Annotated in this window: 18 protein-coding genes; 1 reads left to right on the top strand and 17 read right to left on the bottom strand. The window is 43.5% G+C overall.

What is annotated here, in order from left to right:
- Window positions 1-222: 222 nt before the first annotated feature.
- The 8 genes from QUA58_RS18990 to QUA58_RS18955 form a co-directional block, all read right to left on the bottom strand.
- Complete coding sequence (locus tag QUA58_RS18990) at window positions 223-8,148, bottom strand: amino acid adenylation domain-containing protein (protein WP_333395270.1); 7,926 nt, start codon at window positions 8,146-8,148, stop codon at window positions 223-225.
- A gap of 192 nt (window positions 8,149-8,340) precedes the next feature.
- Window positions 8,341-9,282: a sphingomyelin phosphodiesterase gene (locus QUA58_RS18985; RefSeq protein WP_333395268.1), complete on the bottom strand. Its 942-nt coding sequence runs from the start codon at window positions 9,280-9,282 to the stop codon at window positions 8,341-8,343.
- Window positions 9,283-9,565: 283 nt separating this feature from the next.
- Complete coding sequence (locus QUA58_RS18980; RefSeq protein ID WP_333395266.1) at window positions 9,566-9,970, bottom strand: hypothetical protein; 405 nt, start codon at window positions 9,968-9,970, stop codon at window positions 9,566-9,568.
- 576 nt (window positions 9,971-10,546) lie between these two features.
- Window positions 10,547-11,626, bottom strand: coding sequence for a glycine betaine/L-proline ABC transporter substrate-binding protein ProX (gene proX, locus QUA58_RS18975; protein ID WP_333395264.1), 1,080 nt, complete (start codon window positions 11,624-11,626; stop codon window positions 10,547-10,549).
- A gap of 42 nt (window positions 11,627-11,668) precedes the next feature.
- Window positions 11,669-12,658 (bottom strand): ABC transporter permease subunit, encoded by a 990-nt coding sequence (locus QUA58_RS18970; RefSeq protein ID WP_333395263.1) that lies wholly within the window; start codon window positions 12,656-12,658, stop codon window positions 11,669-11,671.
- A 320-nt stretch (window positions 12,659-12,978) separates the two neighbouring features.
- Complete coding sequence (locus QUA58_RS18965; RefSeq protein WP_333395261.1) at window positions 12,979-14,166, bottom strand: glycine betaine/L-proline ABC transporter ATP-binding protein; 1,188 nt, start codon at window positions 14,164-14,166, stop codon at window positions 12,979-12,981.
- 29 nt (window positions 14,167-14,195) lie between these two features.
- Entirely contained in the window at window positions 14,196-15,086 is an 891-nt protein-coding gene (locus tag QUA58_RS18960; protein ID WP_333395260.1) for a hypothetical protein, read from the bottom strand.
- 35 nt (window positions 15,087-15,121) lie between these two features.
- Complete coding sequence (locus QUA58_RS18955) at window positions 15,122-15,739, bottom strand: hypothetical protein (RefSeq protein WP_333395258.1); 618 nt, start codon at window positions 15,737-15,739, stop codon at window positions 15,122-15,124.
- A gap of 575 nt (window positions 15,740-16,314) precedes the next feature.
- Between QUA58_RS18955 and QUA58_RS18950 the strand changes: the two genes are divergently transcribed.
- A complete protein-coding gene (locus tag QUA58_RS18950; RefSeq protein ID WP_333395256.1) occupies window positions 16,315-17,775 on the top strand; it encodes a hypothetical protein in 1,461 nt (486 codons plus the stop codon).
- Window positions 17,776-18,605: 830 nt separating this feature from the next.
- Here the strand turns inward: QUA58_RS18950 and QUA58_RS31590 are convergent.
- The 9 genes from QUA58_RS31590 to QUA58_RS18910 all read right to left on the bottom strand — a co-directional run.
- Window positions 18,606-18,830 (bottom strand): HNH endonuclease signature motif containing protein, encoded by a 225-nt coding sequence (locus tag QUA58_RS31590; RefSeq protein ID WP_445301888.1) that lies wholly within the window; start codon window positions 18,828-18,830, stop codon window positions 18,606-18,608.
- Window positions 18,827-19,132 carry a hypothetical protein gene (locus QUA58_RS18945; protein WP_333395254.1) on the bottom strand — a complete coding sequence of 102 codons (306 nt, stop codon included), beginning with the start codon at window positions 19,130-19,132 and terminating at the stop codon, window positions 18,827-18,829. The genes QUA58_RS31590 and QUA58_RS18945 overlap by 4 nt, the downstream gene beginning before the upstream one ends.
- Before the next feature lie 24 nt (window positions 19,133-19,156).
- The gene (locus tag QUA58_RS18940; RefSeq protein WP_333395253.1) at window positions 19,157-19,474 is read right to left on the bottom strand and encodes a hypothetical protein; all 318 of its coding nucleotides are present in this window, start codon (window positions 19,472-19,474) and stop codon (window positions 19,157-19,159) included.
- Between the two features lies 1 nt (window position 19,475).
- A complete protein-coding gene (locus tag QUA58_RS18935) occupies window positions 19,476-19,844 on the bottom strand; it encodes a DUF7694 domain-containing protein (RefSeq protein WP_333395251.1) in 369 nt (122 codons plus the stop codon).
- Window positions 19,845-19,878: 34 nt separating this feature from the next.
- Entirely contained in the window at window positions 19,879-20,136 is a 258-nt protein-coding gene (locus QUA58_RS18930) for a hypothetical protein (protein WP_333395249.1), read from the bottom strand.
- 54 nt (window positions 20,137-20,190) lie between these two features.
- The gene (locus QUA58_RS18925) at window positions 20,191-20,430 is read right to left on the bottom strand and encodes a hypothetical protein (protein WP_333395247.1); all 240 of its coding nucleotides are present in this window, start codon (window positions 20,428-20,430) and stop codon (window positions 20,191-20,193) included.
- A gap of 9 nt (window positions 20,431-20,439) precedes the next feature.
- A complete protein-coding gene (locus QUA58_RS18920) occupies window positions 20,440-20,682 on the bottom strand; it encodes a hypothetical protein (protein WP_333395245.1) in 243 nt (80 codons plus the stop codon).
- Window positions 20,683-20,714: 32 nt separating this feature from the next.
- A complete protein-coding gene (locus QUA58_RS18915; protein ID WP_333395244.1) occupies window positions 20,715-21,104 on the bottom strand; it encodes a hypothetical protein in 390 nt (129 codons plus the stop codon).
- Window positions 21,105-21,121: 17 nt separating this feature from the next.
- On the bottom strand, window positions 21,122-21,416 hold a 295-nt coding region (locus QUA58_RS18910; RefSeq protein WP_333395242.1), incomplete at its 5' end, for a hypothetical protein.

Raw genomic sequence — 21,416 nt, 5'->3', positions numbered from 1 at the left:
ATTGACAAACGGGTTTAGAAGCATCCTTATATTGGGATAAACAAGCAGCAAGAATTGTCGGCATATAGTTATTGTCCATAGCAGGGTATATTTTTCAACTCTGCATCAGTTTGAGGTTTGTTTCTCGCTCAAAAAGGATAGGGAGAGGAAAACTATAGATAACCTTAGCCTACCATTGCATCCTCAATTTCTGGATGCAAGATAGGAAAGACACAGGTATATTTAATAGAGTTCGGATGTATGAACTGTATGTTTTAAGATTTCAATGTAATTGTGAATCATTGAGCGAATCTCTTGACGGCTGAAATACATTCTATCGTATTCCACACTTAGACTTACATTTCCTTCAACTGGCGACATTGACACAGCATAATTTAAAGGAAAGTTGAACTTGTCATGAGACTTTATCCAATTCACGTTCAAGCCAGTGTCAGCCTTGAGATTTTTGGCATTATGGAAATTCACGAAATTAAACGTTGCGAAAAATAACTCCGTTTTTTGTTGGTCTGATGAAATTTCCAGAAGTGGATACCTAACATAGGGTTCGATATCAATTAGAGATTGCTGCACATTTTTAATTTGTACGCCTTTATCTTCTCTAATTGGTTGACAAAACGGAACAATATTCCAGAACAAGCCCAAAGCTCCAAACGGGTCAGATAATCTTTCTGTCCTACCATTTGAGATGATTCCTACACAAACCTTGTTAGATTTCATCATAGTACCAATGAGGTCAAGGTAGGTACTCAGGAAAAGTGCTTTTGGTGAAACTTTCAATTTTCGACATAGCTCACGTGAATCAGCAATATTTTCTGACTCAAAACTATATTTTTCAGCAACAGCTTCCACTTGCTCCACTGAAGTAGTTAACGGCTTCAAGGGTTTATATGTATGGTCTTTCAGGTGGAGCTTCCAGAAATTTGATGCGTCTTGTGAGCCAATAATTTCTTTCTCTAAAGCGACAAATTCTTTATACACGTTGGCAGTAGGAACTACTGTTATTTCTTCTCCTTTCTTGAGAGCCGAATAGATTTCGTACAGTTCGTTGTGAAATTCAACATTGCCCCAGCCATCTGTAATTGCATGATGAATTGATATTAAGAATTCAAACTTATTCTCAGCTTTCTGAAAAATTCTGAAGCGAAAAAGTGGTTCATTGGGATTTTCAACGTCAAACAAGTTCTGCCTATCTTGCTTCATCACTGCATCAATATAATTTGACTGCTCCTCCGATTTGAGGTGGCTGATGTCTTGCTCATTGATGGAACATCTTAGATTCTTTTTGACTACCTGAACCGCTGGCAATCCGTTAGAAGTGATAAATACGGTTCTCAAAGCTGGATGTTTTTGCACGAGAATTAAGAGAGCCTTCTTAAAGGCATTCAAATCGAGGCTTTCATCATATATATCGTGTGATTGCTGACAATGGTAAACCCCCATTTTTTGAGAGTCATTCACGTAATGATGCCACATAAACTCTTGCATTTTGGCAAGAGGATATGCTGATTCTGTATCTAGGGGAAGTAACTCAGAGATTCCTGGAGAAAGTTCTAATAAATGTAGGGGGAGAGGAATGTTATTTTCCTGATGCTGGTCATTGTTTATTGGTTGAGCATCGCTATGAAGGGTCGGATTTTCAAATACATCAGGTGTATAGTCCCCGGCATCAGCAGATAAACAATGAGCGATTAACGTTCGCAAGCTTGCTGCAAAATCTTGGGCTAGACTTTCAATTGTGGCACGTTGATGAAAGTTTTCGCTGTATGTCCATTCCAGTTGTAACTGGTTTTCAACTACGAGTCCGTTAATCTCTAGCAAATGACTGCGTTGTCCTAGCTGGCTGTGCTTAGGACCAACTGATTCCGAGGCTAATTTAATGAAAGAATTTTCTTGCATTCCCCAATCAAATTGTCCCAGATAGTTGAAACTTACCTCAGCTTGTGGTATGGAAGAGAGTTGAGAGGTAATTTCAGCATCCTCACTCAAATAACGCAGCACACCGTAGCCGATGCCTCGGTTGGGTATGGCACGAAGTTGTTCTTTGATAGACTGGATTGCATCTGAAAGATTTTCTGTGGCTTTTAGTTCTAAATGCACGGGGAAGATAGTTGTAAACCAACCAACTGTGCGGGATAAGTCTACATCTGGTAAGATTTCTTCTCGTCCGTGACCTTCTAAGTCAATTATTACTGAGTTAGACCCGCTCCAAGTCGCTAATACCTGCACTAAAGCTGTTAACAATATATCGTTGATTTGGGTATGGTAAGCTTTGTGAATTTCTTGGAGTAGGGCGCGAGTTTCTTCTTCGTTGAGGGATACCTTTACGCTACGGGCTGAGGCTTCTGTGTTAGCTCCCTGGTTACAGTCTACTGGGAGATGGGTGATTTTTGGGGTGGAAATGTTTGACCAATACGTTAATTCTTTTTTAGCGGCTGGCGAGAAGGCGTATTCGGTTAGTTTTTCTGCCCAGTGCTTGAAAGAGGTGGTTTTAGGATGAAGTTGAATGGGTTTGCCTGATTCAAGTTGTTGGTAAGCTGTTTGTAAATCTTCTAGTAAGATTCGCCAGGAAACTCCATCGACGACTAAGTGGTGGATGACTAGCAACAAGCGAGACGGTTTTTGAGTTCCTAGATGGAAAAGTGCAACTCGCAGGAGTGGGCTAGAGTTGAGGTTTAGGCTGGCTTGCAATTGGGAGGATGTAGATTCAATTTCTTGGGAGTGTGCTTCTTCTTGTAATGTGGATAAATCTATGAGGGAGAAAGGTACAGTCTCATCGGGTAGGGCGTTAAATGGCTGCCAACAAGCTTCTGATTGATTAAAGCGCAAGCGTAGGGCGTCGTGATGGAGTAATAATTGTTGCAACGCTTGCTGTAACAGGTCGGGGTTGAAAGTTGCTGGGACTTCTAGTAGAAAGGCTTGGTTGAAGTGATGAGGATTGGGGAGATTTTGTGCAAAAAACCAGTGCTGGATGGGTGTGAGTGGTAATGACCCTGTTACTAAACCCTGAAAAGCTTTTAAGGTTTTTGTTGTCGTTGCTACAGCGGCTAATTCGGCAATTGTTTGATGTTGGAAGATTTGTTTTAGAGTGAGGAAGAGACCTGCACTATTCGCTTTAGAAATAATCTGAATGCTGAGAATAGAATCTCCGCCTACTTCAAAAAAGTTGTCGTGGATGCTAAGAAACTCTCGGTGAAAAACCTCGCGCCAGATTTGGGCTAGTATTTCTTCTTTTCTTGTGCGAGGTTCTACCTTATCTGCTTGTAGTTCCTGACGTGCTGTATCGGGTGTTGGTAGCGCTTTTCGGTCTACTTTGCCATTGGGGGTCAGGGGTAGAGCGTCTAGCGTGACGAAGGCTGTAGGCACCATGTAATAGGGCAACTTCTCCTTGAGAAAGTGGCGCAATTCATCGATTGTGGGTTGCTTTAAATTGGAGACAAAATAAGCCACAAGGCGTTTGTCGCCTGGGCTATCTTCGCGGGCAATCACTGCTGCTTCCTGTACATTAGGGTGTTGACTCAGTGCTGCCTCAATTTCTCCTGGTTCGATGCGGAACCCGCGAATTTTCACCTGATTGTCAATGCGACCGAGAAACTCAATGTTTCCGTCTGGTCGATAGCGGACTTTATCGCCAGTTTTGTAAAGACGCGCAGAAGGTTCATTGCTAAAGGGATTGGGGATAAATTTCTCTGCCGTTAAATCTGGGCGACCCAGATAACCCCTCGCCAACCCTTCTCCACCAATGTGCAATTCCCCTGGAACACCAATTGGGACAGGTTGGAGATAATGGTTCAGAATATAAGTAGTAAGATTTCCGATGGGAGTTCCGATAGGCACGCAAGAAGCAGCAGGATTCTTGGTTATGAACTCAGATACTTCATAGTAAGTAGCCACAACTGTTGCTTCCGTTGGTCCGTAGCCATTGAGCAATTGTGGAGGATTTGCCAGTCCCTTCACACAACGTTGCCACAGCTTTAAGGATGCTGGCAAGACAGCATCTCCCCCAACAGACACCACCCGCAAAGATTCTGGGAGTGTCTGTTCTGCCGCTGCCAGTTCCACCATCACCCGATGCCAGTGGGATGTCGGCCAATCTATTATTGTGACTTCCCACTCGCGGCATCGTTGCACAAATGTACTGCCAGACATTAGCATATCGTCTGTCCGTAGAACCAGTGTTCCGCCTGCACTCAGGCAAGGAAAAATTTCTATCGCAGCCCAATCAAAGGCAATGGAAGCAAACTGGAGAACACGGTCTGACTGTGTAATGTTGTATATCGTTATAACAGACGAGGTAAAATTGACAATAGACCGATGCTCAATCATCACTCCTTTTGGCTTTCCGGTAGACCCAGAAGTATAAATCACATAAGCCAAGTTACTAGCTTTAACCTGAGTGAGTGGATTTTCTTCGCGATGCTCGCCGATGTTCTGCCAGTCGGTATCTAAGTAGATTACCTGTGCTGCATCCACAGGCAATGAGGACGCAAATTTTTCCTGAGTTAGCAGCACAGACACCTGAGAATCACTCAACATATAAGCCAAGCGCTCAGCAGGGTAGGCTGGATCTAGGGGCACGTAAGCACCACCCGCTTTGAGAATTCCCAACAATCCTACTACCATTAAGGGCGATCGCTCTATACAAATCCCCACCAACACATCAGGTCCCACTCCCCGCGCTCTCAAGTGACGTGCTATTATATCTGCCTGTTCGTTTAGCTCTCGATAGGTCAGTTGTTCGCCTTCTAAGATTACCGCAATGGCATCGGGCGATCGCCTAACCTGTTCTTCAAACAAATGGTGGATACATTTATCCTGCGGATACTCTTTTGTAGTGTTATTCCACTCTATTAATAACTGCTGACGCTCTTGCTCTGCGATCAAGGATAATTCCAATTCTGAAACTTGCTGAATAGGGTTTGTCACAATCCCCTCTAGCAAAATTTGATACTGCTCTATCATCTGCTCGATTGTAGCGGCATCGAATAGGTCAGTGTTGTACTCACAAATAAAAGTGATTCCCTTCTCTCCTGTTTCAGAACTGTGCCCGACATATTGCTTGGAATGCGGGATGAGAAGAAAACCTAGATCCAACTTTGAGGATTTGTTGCTGAGACCTATATGGGGGCTGATGTTCAAACCTGGGAGACTCAAGTCCGGCATGGCGGAATCATGGAAGCTGAACATCACTTGATACAGGGGATGATAACTCAGGTTGCGTATTGGGTTGAGAAGTTCCACCACCTTATCGAAGGGTAGGTCTTCGTTGGCAAAGGCTTCCAGAGTACAGGAGCGCACTCGATTGAGTAACTCCCGAAACGTGGGATTGCCAGACAAATCGGTGCGTAAAACCACGTTATTGACGATCATGCCAATTAACCGTTCTGTCTCGCGCATCCGCCGATTGGCAACACCTGTCCCTACGCACAGATCGTCCTGCCCCCCGGTGTATCGGTGCAACATTACCAGAAAAGTCGCCAGCGTCGTCATGAATAAGGTAACCCCTTCTTGACGGCTCAGAACTCGGAGGGATTCGCACAAGCTGATGGGCAACTCCACCCTAATTTGAGCGCCCTGGTAAGTTTGTTCTGCTGGCCGTGGACGGTCATAGGGTAATTCCAACAGCGGTGAACTGCCAGACAACTGCTGCTGCCAATAGGCCATTTGGGCTTGGGCTTCCTGGGTTTTGATCCACTGTTGCTGCCAATGGGCAAAGTCCACAAACTGGAGTGGCAATTCAGGCAGCGGGGAAGGATTACCCAAACAGAAGGCTTTATAAAGTTCTACCAACTCACCGAGAAACACGTTGAATGACCAGCCATCATGAACCACGTGATGTTCGATTTGGATCAACAGATGTTCTTGGTCGCTTAACTTCAACAAAACCCACCTAACTAAAGGTAGTTGATTCAGGTCGAACGGCTTTTGTACTTCTGCCTCAACTAGGCGATTCGCTTCTGCTTCACGCTCAGACTCAGGAAATGTCTGGAGGTCTACTACTCTTAGCCTGATTAGTTGGGCTGGGTGGATCAGCTGAAATAACCGTCCATCTACTGCCGGAAAAGTTGTGCGGAAGATTTCATGACGCAGCACAATCTCGTTAAGGCACTGTTGTAATACTGCCACATTGAGCTGACCACGAAATCGCAGAGTTGCCTGGAATTGGTAGGCACTACTTTCTGAAGCCAATTGCTGGATGAAGTACACTCGCTCTTGGGCAAAGGAGACTGGCAAGAGTCCTTCATGGGTAATTCGTTCTATGGCAGGACGTTGCCACTGTTGCTCTTTGTCATCCTCTGCGATAAGTTGAGCTAAACTTTCTATGGTGGGGTAAGCAAATATCTGGTCAAAGGATAACTCGACGCGGAAAACTTCGCCCACCCGAGAAAGCATCTGAGTGACAATGAGGGAATGACCACCCAGATGGAAAAAATTATCATTGATTCCAATTTGCTCAAGTCCCAGCAACTCAGTCCAAATGACCGCTAACTTCTCCTCAATTGAGTTACCAGGTGCGACAAAGGTTGCTTCGATTTCGGGGCGTGAGCGATCGCAGGCTGGAAGATTTTGACGATCGACTTTACCATTGGGGGTTAGGGGCAAGGAGTCTAGAATTACAAAGACTGCTGGCACCATGTAGTTAGGCAGTTTTTCTTGAAGGAAGCGTCTTAAGGTAGTGGCACTCACATCAAGTTTGTGGTTAGGGACAATATAGGCGACAAGGCGTTTATCACCAGGGATGTCTTCACGGGCGATCGCCACGGCTTGCTGTACATCCGGGTGTTGATTCAAAAGCGCCTCAATTTCTCCTAATTCAATGCGGAAGCCTCGAATCTTCACCTGATTATCGACTCGCCCCAAAAATTCAATATTGCCATCTGGTAAAAAGCGGGCTAAATCACCAGTTTTGTAGAATCTACTCCCTTCTACCTCATCAAAAGGATTGGAGATGAATTTTTCCTCCGTTAAGTCTGGGCGGTTTAGATAGCCTCGTGCCAAACCGTCGCCGCCAATATATAATTCACCAGGATTACCAATAGGAACGGGTTGAAGTTCAGAATCGAGTATATAAATTTGTGTATTGGAGATCGGGCGACCAATCGGCACGTTTATAGCCCCTTCGGGAATATCCTGCACTAGATACCAACAAGCAATTGTTGTACTCTCAGTCGGCCCATAAGCATTTACTAATCGCTGTGGCGACCCATTCCTAAGAACTGTTTTAACAAACTTGGGATCAAGAGCCTCGCCTCCAATTATTAAGTGATGCAGGTCTTTAAATGCTTGAGGGACAATGCTGGCTAACTGATTAAATAAGGCTGTGGTCAACAATAATACGCTAATCCCTTGTTCGCGGATATACGCTGCGAAATGCTGGGGTGAAAGCACAACATTCTGAGGAATGACCACCAGCCTAGCCCCGTGCAAAAGAGAACCCCATATCTCGAAAGTGGCTGCATCAAAGGAAGCATTTGAGGCTTGGGCAATGCGTAGTTGAACGCCTTTGGCATCGCTAGCTGTAAACTGCACGTAATTGGTATTGCATACTAGCCGATTGACAGCCCGATGGGGTACAGCGACTCCCTTTGGTGTGCCTGTAGAGCCGGATGTATAGATAACATAAGCCAGGTTTTCAGCCGTCACGTCGCTAGTAGAATTCTCTTGGCTCTGGCGATTGATGGATTTCCAGTCAGTATCTAGACAAACTCTCTTCACACCGCTTCCAGTAAACCCTTCAACGAATTTTTGCTGGGTCAACAGCACCTGCACTTGTGAATCTGACAGCATGAAGGTCAGACGCTCTTCGGGATAGGTTGGGTCTAGCGGTACATAGGCTCCACCTGCTTTGAGGATGCCCAAGAATCCTACGATCATCTCTAGGGAGCGATCAACACAGATGCCTACGAGCACATCGGGTTTCACGCCCAGTTTTTGCAAGTAACGTGCTAACTGATTCGCCCGTGCATTTAACTGACTGTAGGTGAGTTGTTTGTTTTCAAATACTACTGCTATTGCATCCGGCGTGAGTTCCACTTGGACTTCAAACAGTTGGTGGATACATTTATCCCGGGGATAATCAACAAGAGTGTTATTCCACTCCACTAATAGCTGATGGCGCTCAGCTTCAGTTAAAACCGATAAGTTGTTCATTACACGTAAATGCTGAAACATAAATAAGGAATCCTTCTTAATGACTACTGATGTAGGCTTATCTCTAAAACCTAAAAGACTTTCTTTTCCTACCCTTGTGATTCAGGGCAACATAGGCAATCGCTCTTGTGACTCTTAATCCCAATTAAATTGAGAGTTTAGTTTTTTGTCTCCAGTTAAGATAGCTCTTTCCTAAGAATAAGAGTATTCAACTTCCACAGGATAATGGTCAGATGGATCGTTGTAATTTCCTCCCGTGTCCGGTAGTTTTTTTTTCATATATTCCCAGTACATTGGATTTTGAGTCTTTAGATGAACTACAGCCATTTGAGGATTATTTGTAGGCTGTAAGTAGTCGCTCAAATATACTACGTAGTCCAATGTATTGTCATAATTGGGCCGATAATGCATATACTCTGCCAAACATTGGGCGTAGAGGTTACTGACGGCAGAGAAAGAACCCTGACCAGGCACTAAAGTGTAATTATATTGTCCTCCCAGTCGGTTCATTATAAATTTTCCAGTAACATCATCAGTATAAGGAACGTTTAAGTCACCTCCCACAATTACAGGTTCGTTGCTCGGAATGTTTAACGAATTAACCAACCCTTTTATTTCTTGTAACTGCTTCTCTCTAATATCTGTATATGTTTTCTTTCCGTCATCCGCTTGCATGTGCGTGCCAACAATATGATAGGTATACCCCTCTTTGTCTATCTTGACATAAGCCGCACCTTTGTTCGAGAAATAATCGGGGCTGCCAAAAGCACTATTGTTATATACAAGTTGAATTTTTTGAGTGATGGGGTATTTGCTCATAATTACTACCCCCCCATTAATGACGACCACGGAGTTAGAACATTTTCCCTTATATTCATCCCATTGGGAACCAGAACACTCTTTACCTAAACGGTAAGTGTAGTAACGATAGAGTGGTCTTAAGGCATAGATAATGTTATCGCTATAACTACTGAACATTTCAGTGAATATAATTACATCAGCTTGTTCGGTTGCTGGTACGTTTAGCAAAGCTGGAGCGATGTTCCTAGAACGTTCTTCCTGATCGTAATCACCTAGTCCCTCTAACAATAACATGACATTGTAAGTTAGCACCTTGAGTTTTGGTCTTGACATTTCAGTTTTTCTCCTTGCTTTCAATTCTTTCTTTCAAGTTTCACATATATAGCAGTCCTAAATGAGACAGGACTTACGCAGCTACACCATCTATAGCGGTTATGGTCTAATACACCCTACAGATAGAGGCTTTGCGTAAGTCCTAACTTTTACCAAAGCATCGCTCGTTTTTGCAACATAACCCTTTATTAAGGAGTAATGGTATCAGTAGCAACTACATTCCATTTCCACCCAAAGTAAACAAGAGTATACGTTTTTCCATGCTCCCAGTAAACTTTATCAACTAATACCATTTTTCTAAAGATCCGATAGAGATCGAGGAGGACAAGACATTGTAATTTATCCACTTTCCCTGTTTTCTAAAGTCTGTCATAACTTTAAAAAAATGGTATAACGTAGTGCCTTGAGAGCCGCAGGACTGGTTAGGGCATACCCAATTCCATGTCTTGTAGTTACCTAACTCAGCCCATGGGGGTACATCAGAACGCTCATAAACACCAATCCAATCCCACTCCTTATTAGGATCTCGACCGGATGGTGTTGTGTATTGAACGGCAAAGCCCCGATCCGTAGTGGATGCCTTTATCGAATAGCCTGAAGCAGTCTTTGCAGCAACTTGAGCTTGAGGAGTTTCTGTGGACAGCGCTGCTGTGTCTGGACCTGATGGTCGCTCTCCTGTTTGAGTCATAATTGATCTCCTTTTAAAGGTTGTAAATAGGACAGGACTCACGCACTCCGACCAAAGAAACCGGGTTTTTTGCTGAATCAGCGGGCTGTAACGAGGTAATTTCGTGAAAAAACCCGGTTTCTGAACCCCCATGCGTAAGCCCTATATGAATTATTCCGTTCTTTAGCTCAACGAGAAATAGATAAAGTTGGTATGTTTGTGTATAGTTATATTGCTGTGAGCCACAAATTACACAATTAATTGCTTTTGTCAATATACTAAATTGGTCAATTAATTTTCCAACTAGAAGCTCAGGTTGGTTCCCAGAGGCACGATGACGAATTACAGATACTCGCGTCAGCAGGCGTTTAACCTCTGTTGGGGCGATCGCTCTCAACTCCCTTTCTCCAGAATCTATTCGACTGCTGCTAAATCGATTCCCTCCGTCCCAACTACGACCTGATACTGTTGGCGAAGTCAAAATTGGAGAGTTAACCCCTAGGGCGACACCTTAGCATTGGCATAATCCACACGATAGTCAGGAGAGTCAGGGATATGTCACTGCGACCTCAACCCATCGGTTTTGTGTAGTTAAAATTATTTAGAAGCTTTTCCAGCAATTCTTGCTTCTTCCAGCCAACCATCAACCAGCGCTTGATGGGTTTTCACCCACTCTTCGGCATGACGACGGATATCTTTTGAGCGATTTTGACCCTCATAAGCGAGTTTTTCTTGGGTGATAATATCCTCAAAAGGAACCTGAATCCGTTCAAACCAACGTTTGGCGGTTGGGTTAGCCGACAAAAATTGCCGGGAGGCAACAAAACGCGCTTTATCTACAGCAAACCCTAAATTTTTTCCGCCTGTCGTAGTATCCTTTTGTGTCATCCCTTTTCCCATTTCTCCTGGTAAAGAGGTAAAGGGAATTTCTAACCGAATCACATCTTTATCTGGATGTAAGACTGAATTCACCCAATCAGAATTTCGACTGAAATAAAGTACGGGTTTTCCTTGCTTATAACGAGCAACGATATCGGCTAGGAGAACTTCCCATTGTCCTTTATCGTGATTAACGGTATCCTCTAATCCGTAAATCTTCAAGTGATGATCGATAATCTGTTCGCAGGCAAAGCCTGGATCGCAACCCGCTAGATTTGCCTTACCATCTCCATCTGAGTCAAACTGTCTGGCAAGCTTTGGGTCTTTAAGCTGCACGAGGTTCGTAATCTTATATTGCTCGGCAGTCTTTCTATCAATCAAATAACTTTGAAGAATATCACTAGAAGTATATAGCCCAATACGCTCCAGGTTCTTTTCTCCACCAACTTTTTCAAAAAAGTTGGCGTGGAACTTTTCTAAAGTGGGAGCAACATCTATTTCGCCATTACCAAGACCAAGAAACAGGACAGTTGTATTCAATACTTTTAGTTCTTCGACTTCATAACCGAGCTTTTCTAACCCAAAACGAGTGATTTCTGAAATAAATTGTGACATTACTGAGTCACCAGAAGCAGGGCTTACTTTCACCCCCTTACCCGGTAACTCTAATTCTGTTGTTCGACTGCTACTTGGAGATTTTGTAACTATTTCAGGAGTTGAGTGGCAGGCAATTAAACTTAGAAGCAAGGCTACTGCTATAGCAATAGCGAAGGTGTGTTTTATTCTGTCTTGTTTCATTATCATTCTGTCTTCTTGCACTAGAGAGATAAATGTTTCTCATCATGTTTGTTGAGATCGATCGCGCCTTTTAAATCTTAATCTAGAAACGAGAAAACCGATCGCCCCTCGTTCCAGCCAAGAAGCTTTGCTGCTGACTTTCCCCACAGCCTGAGTAATCCGATCGAGCATAATCGCCAGCAAGACAATGCACAACCCTCCCACAGCAGCCAGTCCCACATCCAGACGACCAACGCCCTGCAACACCATCAATCCTAGTCCAGGCACGGCAATCATTGATGTTACCACCGACATTCCCAATGCAAACAGGATAGTTTGGTTTAACCCCGTCAGAATGGTTGGCATAGCTAGGGGAATTTGCGCTTCCCACAGGACTTGCCAAGGAGTTGACCCAAAAGCGATCGCCGCTTCCACCACCTCTTCAGAGACTTGCCGGATACCAAGGTTGGTGAGGCGAATCAGAGGCGGAAGTGCAAAGATGATGGTTGCGATCGCCCCAGGAACTTTACCAATGCCAAATAGCATGACAACAGGAACCAGATAGACGAAGATGGGGATGGTTTGCATGACATCAAGGAGAGGTCGGACAAATCCCACTAGGCGATCGCTCCTAGCACAGGCTATACCGAGAGGAATACCGATCGCCACGCAAAATGCTACCGCAGTCACCACCAAGGAAAGTGTCACCATTGCCTCCTTCCATGCCCCAAGAAAACCAATTAACGTCAAGGCCCAGATGCTATAAATCGCAATTTTTCTCCCTGCGAGTTGCCATGCCATCAACCCGATAATCATCAGGAAAATTAGGGGAGGAATCGATTGGAACATCGCCTCTATAGAGTCAAGCGCGAATTTAATCGGGATGCGAATCGCTTGAAAGAACGGACGAAAGTTGTCAACTAGAAAATTAACCCCAGCATTAATCCAATTATCCAGAGGTATAGTATAAAGCTCAAAGGGGTTTAGGATAACATCCAGCCCAGATTGGCTATTGGCAATTAGATCGGTGCGTAGAGTTAAGGAATTTAACACAATAGAGAACATCCTGATACAGATGGCAAAAATATCGAGGAATTAACTTAACTTACAAGACAAGGCAGAAGGCAGAGGGCAGGAGGCAGAAGGAAAGAAGTATTGTAAAACTTTAGTTCTGAGTCATTGCCTAGTTTAAAAAAAGATACTGGTACGAGCGGAAAGTGCCACGAGATACAAAGGAGCAACTCACGTGGGCTGGTTTCCCTACTTGAGTGAAGTGGCGTCGTCCTTGCTTGAATCCCACTTTTTTAAACGTGGGTTCCTCCTGCCTCCTGCCTTCTACCCCCTGCCTCCTGCCTCCTGCCTCCTGCCTCTTATCAAATGCTCCTAATACTAGCAAGAACATCATCCGCTTCAACCACACCTTGGAATTTTTCTTCATCATCAACCACAGCAACCGTCCGTCCTTGTTGGTAGAGGTGAAAAATATTTTCGAGACTGGTTGAAGCATTCGCTTTAGGAAAGTTTTGCAGCATCACAGAAGTAAGGTCTTCATTTCCTTGTTGGATTGCTTCAGAAAGAAATTTTTGCTTAACCATCCCAACCAGTTTACCACCGCGATCGACAACGTACATTTCTTTAAGGTTATGGTGTAACATTTTGTCCAGTGCCACTCTAGGGGAGTTTTCACCGAGAATCAAGGTAATGGTTTGACGAGCAATTGACCCGGCTTTGAGGACTTGGGCGCGGTTGACATCCCTCGTAAAGGCGCGGATGTAGTCGGAAGCGGGTTGGGCAATGAGTTCAGAGGGGGTACTGACTTGAACGATACAGCCATCTTGCATTACGGCAATGCGATCGCCAATTTTCAGCGCCTCATGAATATCGTGGCTGATAAATATAATAGTTTTGTGCAGTTCTTTTTGGAGGCGCAGCAATTCATCCTGCATTTCCCGGCGAATCAGTGGATCGAGGGCGCTGAATGGCTCATCCATGAGTAAAATCTCCGCATCTGTCGCCAAAGCACGGGCTAAACCCACCCGTTGCTGCATCCCACCACTCAGCGAGTCGGGCAAATAATCTGCCCATTGCGCTAAGCCCACCAATTCTAAGGTTTCCAGAGCTTTTTGGCGGCGAGAAGCTTTGTCCACTCCGCGCACCAAAAGACCATACTCTACATTCTCAGCAACAGTTTTGTGGGGAAACAACCCAAATCGCTGAAAAACCATCGACACTTTCGTCAGACGAATCTCCCGCATCCGTTTCTCGTTGACATGGGCAACATCTTCACCATCAATGTAAATATGTCCGCTGGTGGGATTAATCAGGCGGTTGATGCAGCGAACTAAGGTAGATTTTCCCGAACCGGATAACCCCATCACTACGAACAATTCTCCTGGATTAACCGTGAGAGATACATCGGCAATGCCCAGCACGTGAAGAGTTGCTTGCAAGATATCATCTTTAGACTTGCCGTCTCGAAACAGTTTGAGAGCAACTTGAGGTTTTTCTCCATAAATTTTGATGAGATGCTCAATGCAAATTTTGGGTTTTGAATTTGTCATTTCCTGGAGTCACAAGTAATGGCCGACTGTTAATATCCTGATTGAAGCAACGCTCCAGAGAGCAAATCTGTTAGTTTGAGTGTAACAGCCCACTGGTTTAAGTAAGCGAGATCGAGTCGTTCCCCTTGCACCTTCAAAACTCCCAACACATCCGTCCACTGCTTCTGGGAACCGCCAGGAATTAGTTTGTACCAACTGAGTTTTTGCAGGACGATATCTTCGGGCGAATAAATGTAGATTCCCTCCTCTGTTAAACCGCTAACAGGGTAAAGTTGGCGACGACTCATCACCGAAGCTGAAAAAGGGTCATCGCTGCTCATTACAAAAATGTCTGCTTTCTCCATAGAAGGCAAATAGATGACATTGAACGATGATTCGCGGGGTGCTGTTCTTGACTTGGCAATTGCTTCAGTCACAGCCGACTCGCTGATGTAAAACTCGTTTGACATGGCATCAATTAACCTCTGTGCTGTTCGCGATTCCAGGTCAATCACTAAGTCCAAATCTTGCGTAGATCTGTTTTCTCCCAACAGCGAACTCGCCACCGAACCTCCCACCACATAGGGAATACTCAGCGGTAGCAAGATGCTGGCTATTTTTTGTGCTAATTCAATCGGATCTGCAATCACGAGTTCACCCCAATCTTTACTGTCTGATAAAACTTCTATCCACTCAGCACCCAAGCACCTTTTAATAAATTCTTGCCGAACTTTTGCCTCAGTAGCATTGGGATACTGGTTCTTTATTCCAGATATTGCCAACCTCCGCACCGCTTGATTGAAAGCGCAAGTCCGTTGTACTTTTTGTTGGGGCGTTAACTGTCGCAATAGCTGAAACATCAGCACATCCGCCTCAAGGCTGGTATCAATAGATTGTGGCTTGTATCCTGACTTGACTGTGACTGTTGGTATTGGCGGCACGGTTCAAGGAGAGTGAAACTGCATAGATTTCACAATTATATTATAGGTGACGACAAAGAGTGTACTCCGTTTGCCAAAATTCCTAAGATTTTATTGACATCTTTCAGATAATACTCTGTTGCGTCAACTCTGAGTTGCTTTTCTTCTAATTGTAAAAACCTCCAAATATTTCCTGAAGTAACTGCTCCTAAAATTACTGGTATTTGATTCCCCTCCCGTTCGTTAAAAACTTGAGCAGCTAACATTTCTGAAGTGCACTGACCTAACCCTCCTACAATATTTTCCTTTTTAGCCTCTACCAAAATAATGACCGGAGATTTAACAAATAACTGTTCTGTAGAATTACTGATTATATAGTCGCAGGTTCCGTTTAATCCCCGTTCAGAATCCACATTAAAATCCACTCCCGAAAATAAGCTGATTTTTGATGAAACCTGTTTTCTGAAATCCAGCAAAATCGGCGCAATAATCATTTCCGATCGTGCTTTTTCTGTGTTAATTTTTAATGCAAGTTGTGCATAATCTGCTAAAAACTCAGTGAGTGAAATACTAGGTTCTAAATCAGGAACATTGGCAAAAAGATCCAAATTTTCTGAAATAGTCAAGTCAAAATTCTTCTGCACTTTTTCTAAAGTAAAATCACTGTAAGCCATTTGATTTTTCTCCCTTTTCTAGGTGTAATGGTAGCGCTTGTCTGACATCCCCAACGTTTGAAGGAGTAGTCTTTTTTGGGAAACCTCTTCATGTCAAGCAAGAAGAGAGAAGATTTTAGCAATGTCTTTACAATGTAGCATCCTTACTAACCAATTGAGAGGCTCCCCGCTCGCCTTCGGCGAAGGTGAGCGGTACCGCGACTTGCCCGCTCAGCTTCGCTTTATGAAAGGGAGCTTCCGGGTTCGGGGAAACCGACCCCGCTAATGCGCTAATTACGTTCCCAATCAATCAAAAAGGTTGCTAAGAATTTCTTGGGCTTGTTCGGGGGCTTGTTCGGGGTTCACAGCAGTTGACATTTTACCTAGATTTACCTAGGTTTTAGTTACTAAATTCTCGGTAAATTGACGAACAGACTAATTAGCGTTGGTGATTTCGATCGAAAGAGAAGGTGTAACCTTTGAAAAAGACCTCGCCAGCGACGTTTCGGAAATAAAATAAACTCATTGAAAAACTTGCACATCCTGCGCGAAGCGATTAATATACTAGGATGCAACAACGTTGAGAGGTCGGATCAATGGCTACCTTAACTTATTGTAAAGGCTTGCCCACGCCAGCAGATGAACTCAACGAACTTGGATTTACAGATTTCGAGATGTTCTTGGAAGCTTACGCCCCAATTTTTAGGGCTGCAAGTATTGAAACAGTCAACCACTTACTTTTAAATACAGAATTCAAGAAGTCCGACTGGAACACACACTTACTGCAAACCTACGGCATTAATAAGCGCCATGCAAATGGCGTAATCAGTGCTGCCAAGGGTCGTGTAGACGGCGCTAAAGAACACAGAATTTTACACATAAAGACTCTTGAAGGAAAGATTAAATCCATTAGTGCATGGATCAAGAAAGCGGAACGTAAGTTGGTATTAGCTCGTAAATTTTATGCCAAGAAAAAATGGCAGAATTCAAAGACAGGTTGTAATTTTCCCATAGCTTGCTCGCTCCAATACAAATCTACCAATTGGCAGAGTTTACGCTTTCAAATACACCATAAAAAGCGTAGACTGACCCTGTTAACGAATAGGCTCGAACACTTAAGAGTCAAGGCAATCAAAGTCTTCGTCCCTCACAGTGATATTTTTGTCGTCGGCTCTAAAGACGAGTCTTTTGGCAATCAAGTCTCCCAGTGGAATGGGAATAAAATAACCTTTAGAGTTCCCAAATGCTTAGAGTCACGATTCGGGAAAGCTGTATCTTCCGAGGTGGGTGATTTCAATCGCAACATAAATAGACTACCAGAATGCGGGGCTAAGACCTGGCATTTCTACCGTAAAAACGGAAAGTGGGTTATTGCCGTGCAATTTACTCCCAAGCCTGTGAATCAAGTTTCTAGAAATAGGATGTACGGTTGCATTGGTATCGATATGAATCCTGGTTCTATTGGGTGGGTGTATGTCGATACTGAAGGAAATCTCAAAGCCAAAGGGCAGATTCCATTGCAGATGGGCTTACCTAACGGCAAGCAACAGGCTCAGATTGTTGATGCTTGCCTGCAACTAGCAATGAAAGCTGCGGAATTGAAATGTCCCGTAGTCTGCGAAGAACTTGATTTCTCGGCAAAAAAGCAATCTCTAGGGGAGAAAGGTAGAAAGTATGCCCGAATGTTGTCGGGCTGGGCATACAGTGAGTTCTACAAACAACTTAGTTCTATTTTGTCGAATCGTGGAATTGAGTTGATTGCAGTTAACCCGGCTTATTCAAGTATTATCGGCTTGGTGAAATACCTGAGAATGTATGGCTTAGCCAGCGATGAATCGGCCGCACTGGTAATTGCTCGCAGGGCTATGAAATTAAGTGAAAAAATACCTCGCTCCTTAACCGCCTATTCCGAGATGAACCCGGAAAAGCACGTATGGAGCGAGTGGAACCAACTGAATAGAAAAATCAAACGTTCCGCTGTAATATCACGTCGTTGTGATTATTATAGCGTTTCTAACTGGAGTTTCTTGGTCAACCTCGATGCCGAGGAAGCGTAAGCGCTAAGAAAGAACGTTTAAAGCTTATACCGCAGAGCTTACCCAGGTTTACCTAGGTTTTTATAAGCGGTTTGAGTCAGGAAAATAATATTCTGACTCAACAATTGCCTGATAAATTTCAGACAGGGCTTGAATCGCATCTGCCCAAACTAAATCGTTTACAGTAGCAAACTTTTCACTATTCTCAATGGCTTGATATTCTGGCTGATTTTGTAGAGTCGTACAGTTTCTTCACTACCAGAGATGATTGATTTAATTTGTTCAATGTCCATTAGAAATCCTCAACAATAAATCAATACTCAACAGCGAAGCATTACCTACTCAATAGCGTTTTCAGATGCCATTTTTCATCAATGGGGTTGTCGCAAGCAATCATTAACTTTGCCTGCTTTTCGGCTTCTGAGCGACTATTTCCAGGGAAATCTGATTCAGCGACTAACTCAAGTTCTGGTAAAACCCAAGCTTGTAGATGAAACACATTTACCGGTGAAGTGTCAAACTATCTAGAATTTTCTACTATGATTTTCTAATTTTCCCCGTAGAAGATACTTTTAGTGCTCATTTGCGTTCACGTTTTTGATTTACCCAAACTACTCGACTTGAATGCCACTCGGATGAGCTTCTTCTTAATACTCATCAGATTGTTTGTCAGCTTAATCATTTTTGAAATGGTCATATATACTGGCAGCAACACCAGCAGCAGTACCTATTAACAAAACTTGGACTGCCAACATTTTCGTATTAATGTGTTTTTCCCTCTTTTTCCGATAACCGGATTCCGGCAGACCCACGCATCCGTACTGTGAGGGATGCGTGGGCTTTCCTCAGAACTACAAATCGCCTTGCCTAATCAGTTGATCGGCTTCCATTCTCTGCCTCCCAGACTGGAGATGATACAGGCGATGAACTGATGCACTCGAACAAACCACCAAGTTTTCGGGTGAGTTATTGGTTTTGTCCCCGTCTAGATGATGGACAACCTCACCGGGTCTGAGTTTGCGACCGATAGATTGTTCAGCGATAATTCGGTGTAAGTAAACAATTTTGTAACTCATGGGTTTTCTAGATAAATTGGGAAAATTGCTTGAGATGTGTCCAAAGTTTTGAGTAGTGTAGAATCATAAATTTCCTGAAACCAGGCTTTATCAGATTCAAAAACTGCTGCCAGGGCGGGGATTAACCACCGCCACTCTTCATACGGAATGTCAGCGCAATCATTTTCTATTCGGCTGAATTCACATAAATTTCCATTTTTTCCTGTGCGATGGGTCAATCTACGAGCCAGTTCTATTTGACTCAGAGATTGATACAAACGGGCATTTTTGATTAATGTGCCCAAAGTAATTTCGCAGTTCACGAAGCTTGAATTGATTGCTAAGATTTAGTCCTGGCTCGTTGACGTTGCTGACTCGTTATTATTCAAAGCCCAGTTTACTGCTTCGTTGAAAGCTTCATCAGTCGGCTCAGCTAAGAAACCGATAGAACAAAGCCATTTTAGTTGTATGTCTCTGCCACCGCGACAGATTTGCGTGTTTCTCGTACTATGACAAATGTGTTGCCCGTTTCCCATCAAGTTTTGGTAGTAGACTGTCAACTCTGCTGGAGATAAAGGTAATGGTTTTTCTCCACTAAACGGACAAGTTTTGCATGGTTGTTCTCGAACTGGGTAGGTTCTCATGTCAGTTGGATCGCGTTTCATTTTAGATAGTTCCTAGTTTACGAAAGTCGGGAATTGGTCGTTGGTCGAGACATTGATAAAGATGCAGGCAGAATTCGTGAACATTTACCCATTCCGATCGAGCAGGCAGAATCTGAAGTGCTAAAGCCTCTGCACCCAAGAAAATCTCTTTGACTTTGACCAAATCTATCCAAGTTGGAACTGATTTTTTACGAGACAGGGAGACATGAACCCACGAATAACCGTCTTTTTCAATCGAACAAGAAATTATTACAATCAAACCGTCACGACTTTTATAAGCTCCGCCATCCTCACCGAGCGCCTGAACTGACCAATTACATGGCAATTCTTCAGCAGTCGGGGGATTCCATTCAACAGTTTTAGTTTTCATGAAGATGCCGGCAGCGACCCGGCGACAGCGCGTATTAGTATCCTAGTAAATCAAACGGATCGCGAGAATCTGTAGCTGGTTCTGGAGGATTGACTAAATCGCATTCAGATTCAATAATTGCCCGATAAACTTCACTCAGTGCCTGAATAGCATCCGCCAAACCTAATTCATTTTGCGTAACAAATTTCTCACTGCTTGCTATTTCATGATACTCTGGCTGGTTCAGTAAAAGTCGCAGTGTTTCTTCAGCACCCGCAATTATTGACTTGATTTGTTCGACTGTGATTGTCATGACTCTTACTCCTTAACTGATTAAACTCACTCAAAACCTCAACGCGAAGCATTATTAGCTAAAAAGAGTTTTCAAGTAATAATTTTCATCAATTTTGTTCTCACAGACAACCATTGACTTAGCTGCTTGTTCGGCTAGCGATCGATTCCAACCTTTGAGTTCAGACTTAGCTACTAATTCAAGCTCTGGCATAACGATTGCTTCTAGGTAAAATACATTGCCTGGTGAATCATCGTAGTAGCAAGAGCTTTCTATCGTAAATTTCCAATTTGACCAGTAAAATGTACTTTTCATTGCTAGCTATTAATCGCGGTACAGTTCAACCTCAATAATGGAACAATGAGGATTTTCAGAAGCCCGGTTCTCCTCAGCTAAGCGTAATTCAGCAGCCGATCGAGTATCGAAGAAATGAGCGTTTTCAAAGTCTTCAGTCCATTTTCCTAGAGTTTCAAGCAACCAATAAACGATGCCATATTCAGTAGCATGGCCAACCCAATAACTCGCCTTAAGAATCGCAAACTTGATTTCAGACTTAGGCTTAGACATAATTTAAGACCGGGAGCGACCCGGCCATCACGCTATTCACTACACAATTGATAGGCAAATACCAAGCACAGGATAAAATTGCTTTCCAATCCGTAGCCTTCCCAACGACTATTTCTTACTCCAACAATGTGACGGCATCGCTTAAGCCATTCAACACCGCCTCGTTTGGTAATTTCTTCAAATAGTCGCGGATGCTGTTGTAATTTGCACACAATGATTTCCGTCATAATCTCGATCGATTCCTGCATATCACGACTTTTGTATTTTTGATATGCAGATTCAGCATCACGAAAATTCACGCCTCTGAATGTTACCGGATAGCGATTTTTGATTTTGTTCTTTCGGAAAGCCAGCTCTGTGGGATTGGTCAAAGCTGCACCAATCCCAATATCAGAGCCAGACCAAATATTAATGCCTTCCATCTACTTATCAGCTCCAACTAAATAGACTGAGCGATTTGATAGGCTTGTTGATAGAGTGGATCATTACTCTTTGGCTGCTGACCTTCTTTTTGATCGCTGACAGCTAAAGCTACCTTGATTTTCTGACTTTCAGTTTGTGAAGGTAGTGTTTGATTTTCATGGTAGTAATTGGCAGAAGTCTGGAAAAAGGTAGGGAGATCGGCTTCATATTTCAGAAATCGAACTAATTGTTCTAAGGAATGAAAATTTAATAACATCAGCGATGTATAATAAATAAATGAGTGAATATGAATAGGTTTAGGTTTCGGTAGA

Origin of the sequence: Microcoleus sp. N9_A1, assembly GCF_036701795.1 — a bacterium.
Classification (GTDB): domain Bacteria; phylum Cyanobacteriota; class Cyanobacteriia; order Cyanobacteriales; family Microcoleaceae; genus Microcoleus.
This window is presented reverse-complemented; position numbering and strand designations above follow the sequence as displayed.

What these genes read in the sequence shown, in the direction of transcription:
- QUA58_RS18990 (WP_333395270.1), bottom strand. Translation starts at nt 8,148, where the DNA reads ATGAACAACTTATCGGTTTTAACTGAAGCTGAGCGCCATCAGCTATTA.
- QUA58_RS18985 (WP_333395268.1), bottom strand. Translation starts at nt 9,282, where the DNA reads ATGTCAAGACCAAAACTCAAGGTGCTAACTTACAATGTCATGTTATTG.
- QUA58_RS18980 (WP_333395266.1), bottom strand. Translation starts at nt 9,970, where the DNA reads ATGACTCAAACAGGAGAGCGACCATCAGGTCCAGACACAGCAGCGCTG.
- proX (WP_333395264.1), bottom strand. Translation starts at nt 11,626, where the DNA reads ATGAAACAAGACAGAATAAAACACACCTTCGCTATTGCTATAGCAGTA.
- QUA58_RS18965 (WP_333395261.1), bottom strand. Translation starts at nt 14,166, where the DNA reads ATGACAAATTCAAAACCCAAAATTTGCATTGAGCATCTCATCAAAATT.
- QUA58_RS18955 (WP_333395258.1), bottom strand. Translation starts at nt 15,739, where the DNA reads ATGGCTTACAGTGATTTTACTTTAGAAAAAGTGCAGAAGAATTTTGAC.
- QUA58_RS18950 (WP_333395256.1), top strand. Translation starts at nt 16,315, where the DNA reads ATGGCTACCTTAACTTATTGTAAAGGCTTGCCCACGCCAGCAGATGAA.
- QUA58_RS31590 (WP_445301888.1), bottom strand. Translation starts at nt 18,830, where the DNA reads ATGAGTTACAAAATTGTTTACTTACACCGAATTATCGCTGAACAATCT.
- QUA58_RS18940 (WP_333395253.1), bottom strand. Translation starts at nt 19,474, where the DNA reads ATGAAACGCGATCCAACTGACATGAGAACCTACCCAGTTCGAGAACAA.
- QUA58_RS18935 (WP_333395251.1), bottom strand. Translation starts at nt 19,844, where the DNA reads ATGAAAACTAAAACTGTTGAATGGAATCCCCCGACTGCTGAAGAATTG.
- QUA58_RS18930 (WP_333395249.1), bottom strand. Translation starts at nt 20,136, where the DNA reads ATGACAATCACAGTCGAACAAATCAAGTCAATAATTGCGGGTGCTGAA.
- QUA58_RS18925 (WP_333395247.1), bottom strand. Translation starts at nt 20,430, where the DNA reads ATGAAAAGTACATTTTACTGGTCAAATTGGAAATTTACGATAGAAAGC.
- QUA58_RS18920 (WP_333395245.1), bottom strand. Translation starts at nt 20,682, where the DNA reads ATGTCTAAGCCTAAGTCTGAAATCAAGTTTGCGATTCTTAAGGCGAGT.
- QUA58_RS18915 (WP_333395244.1), bottom strand. Translation starts at nt 21,104, where the DNA reads ATGGAAGGCATTAATATTTGGTCTGGCTCTGATATTGGGATTGGTGCA.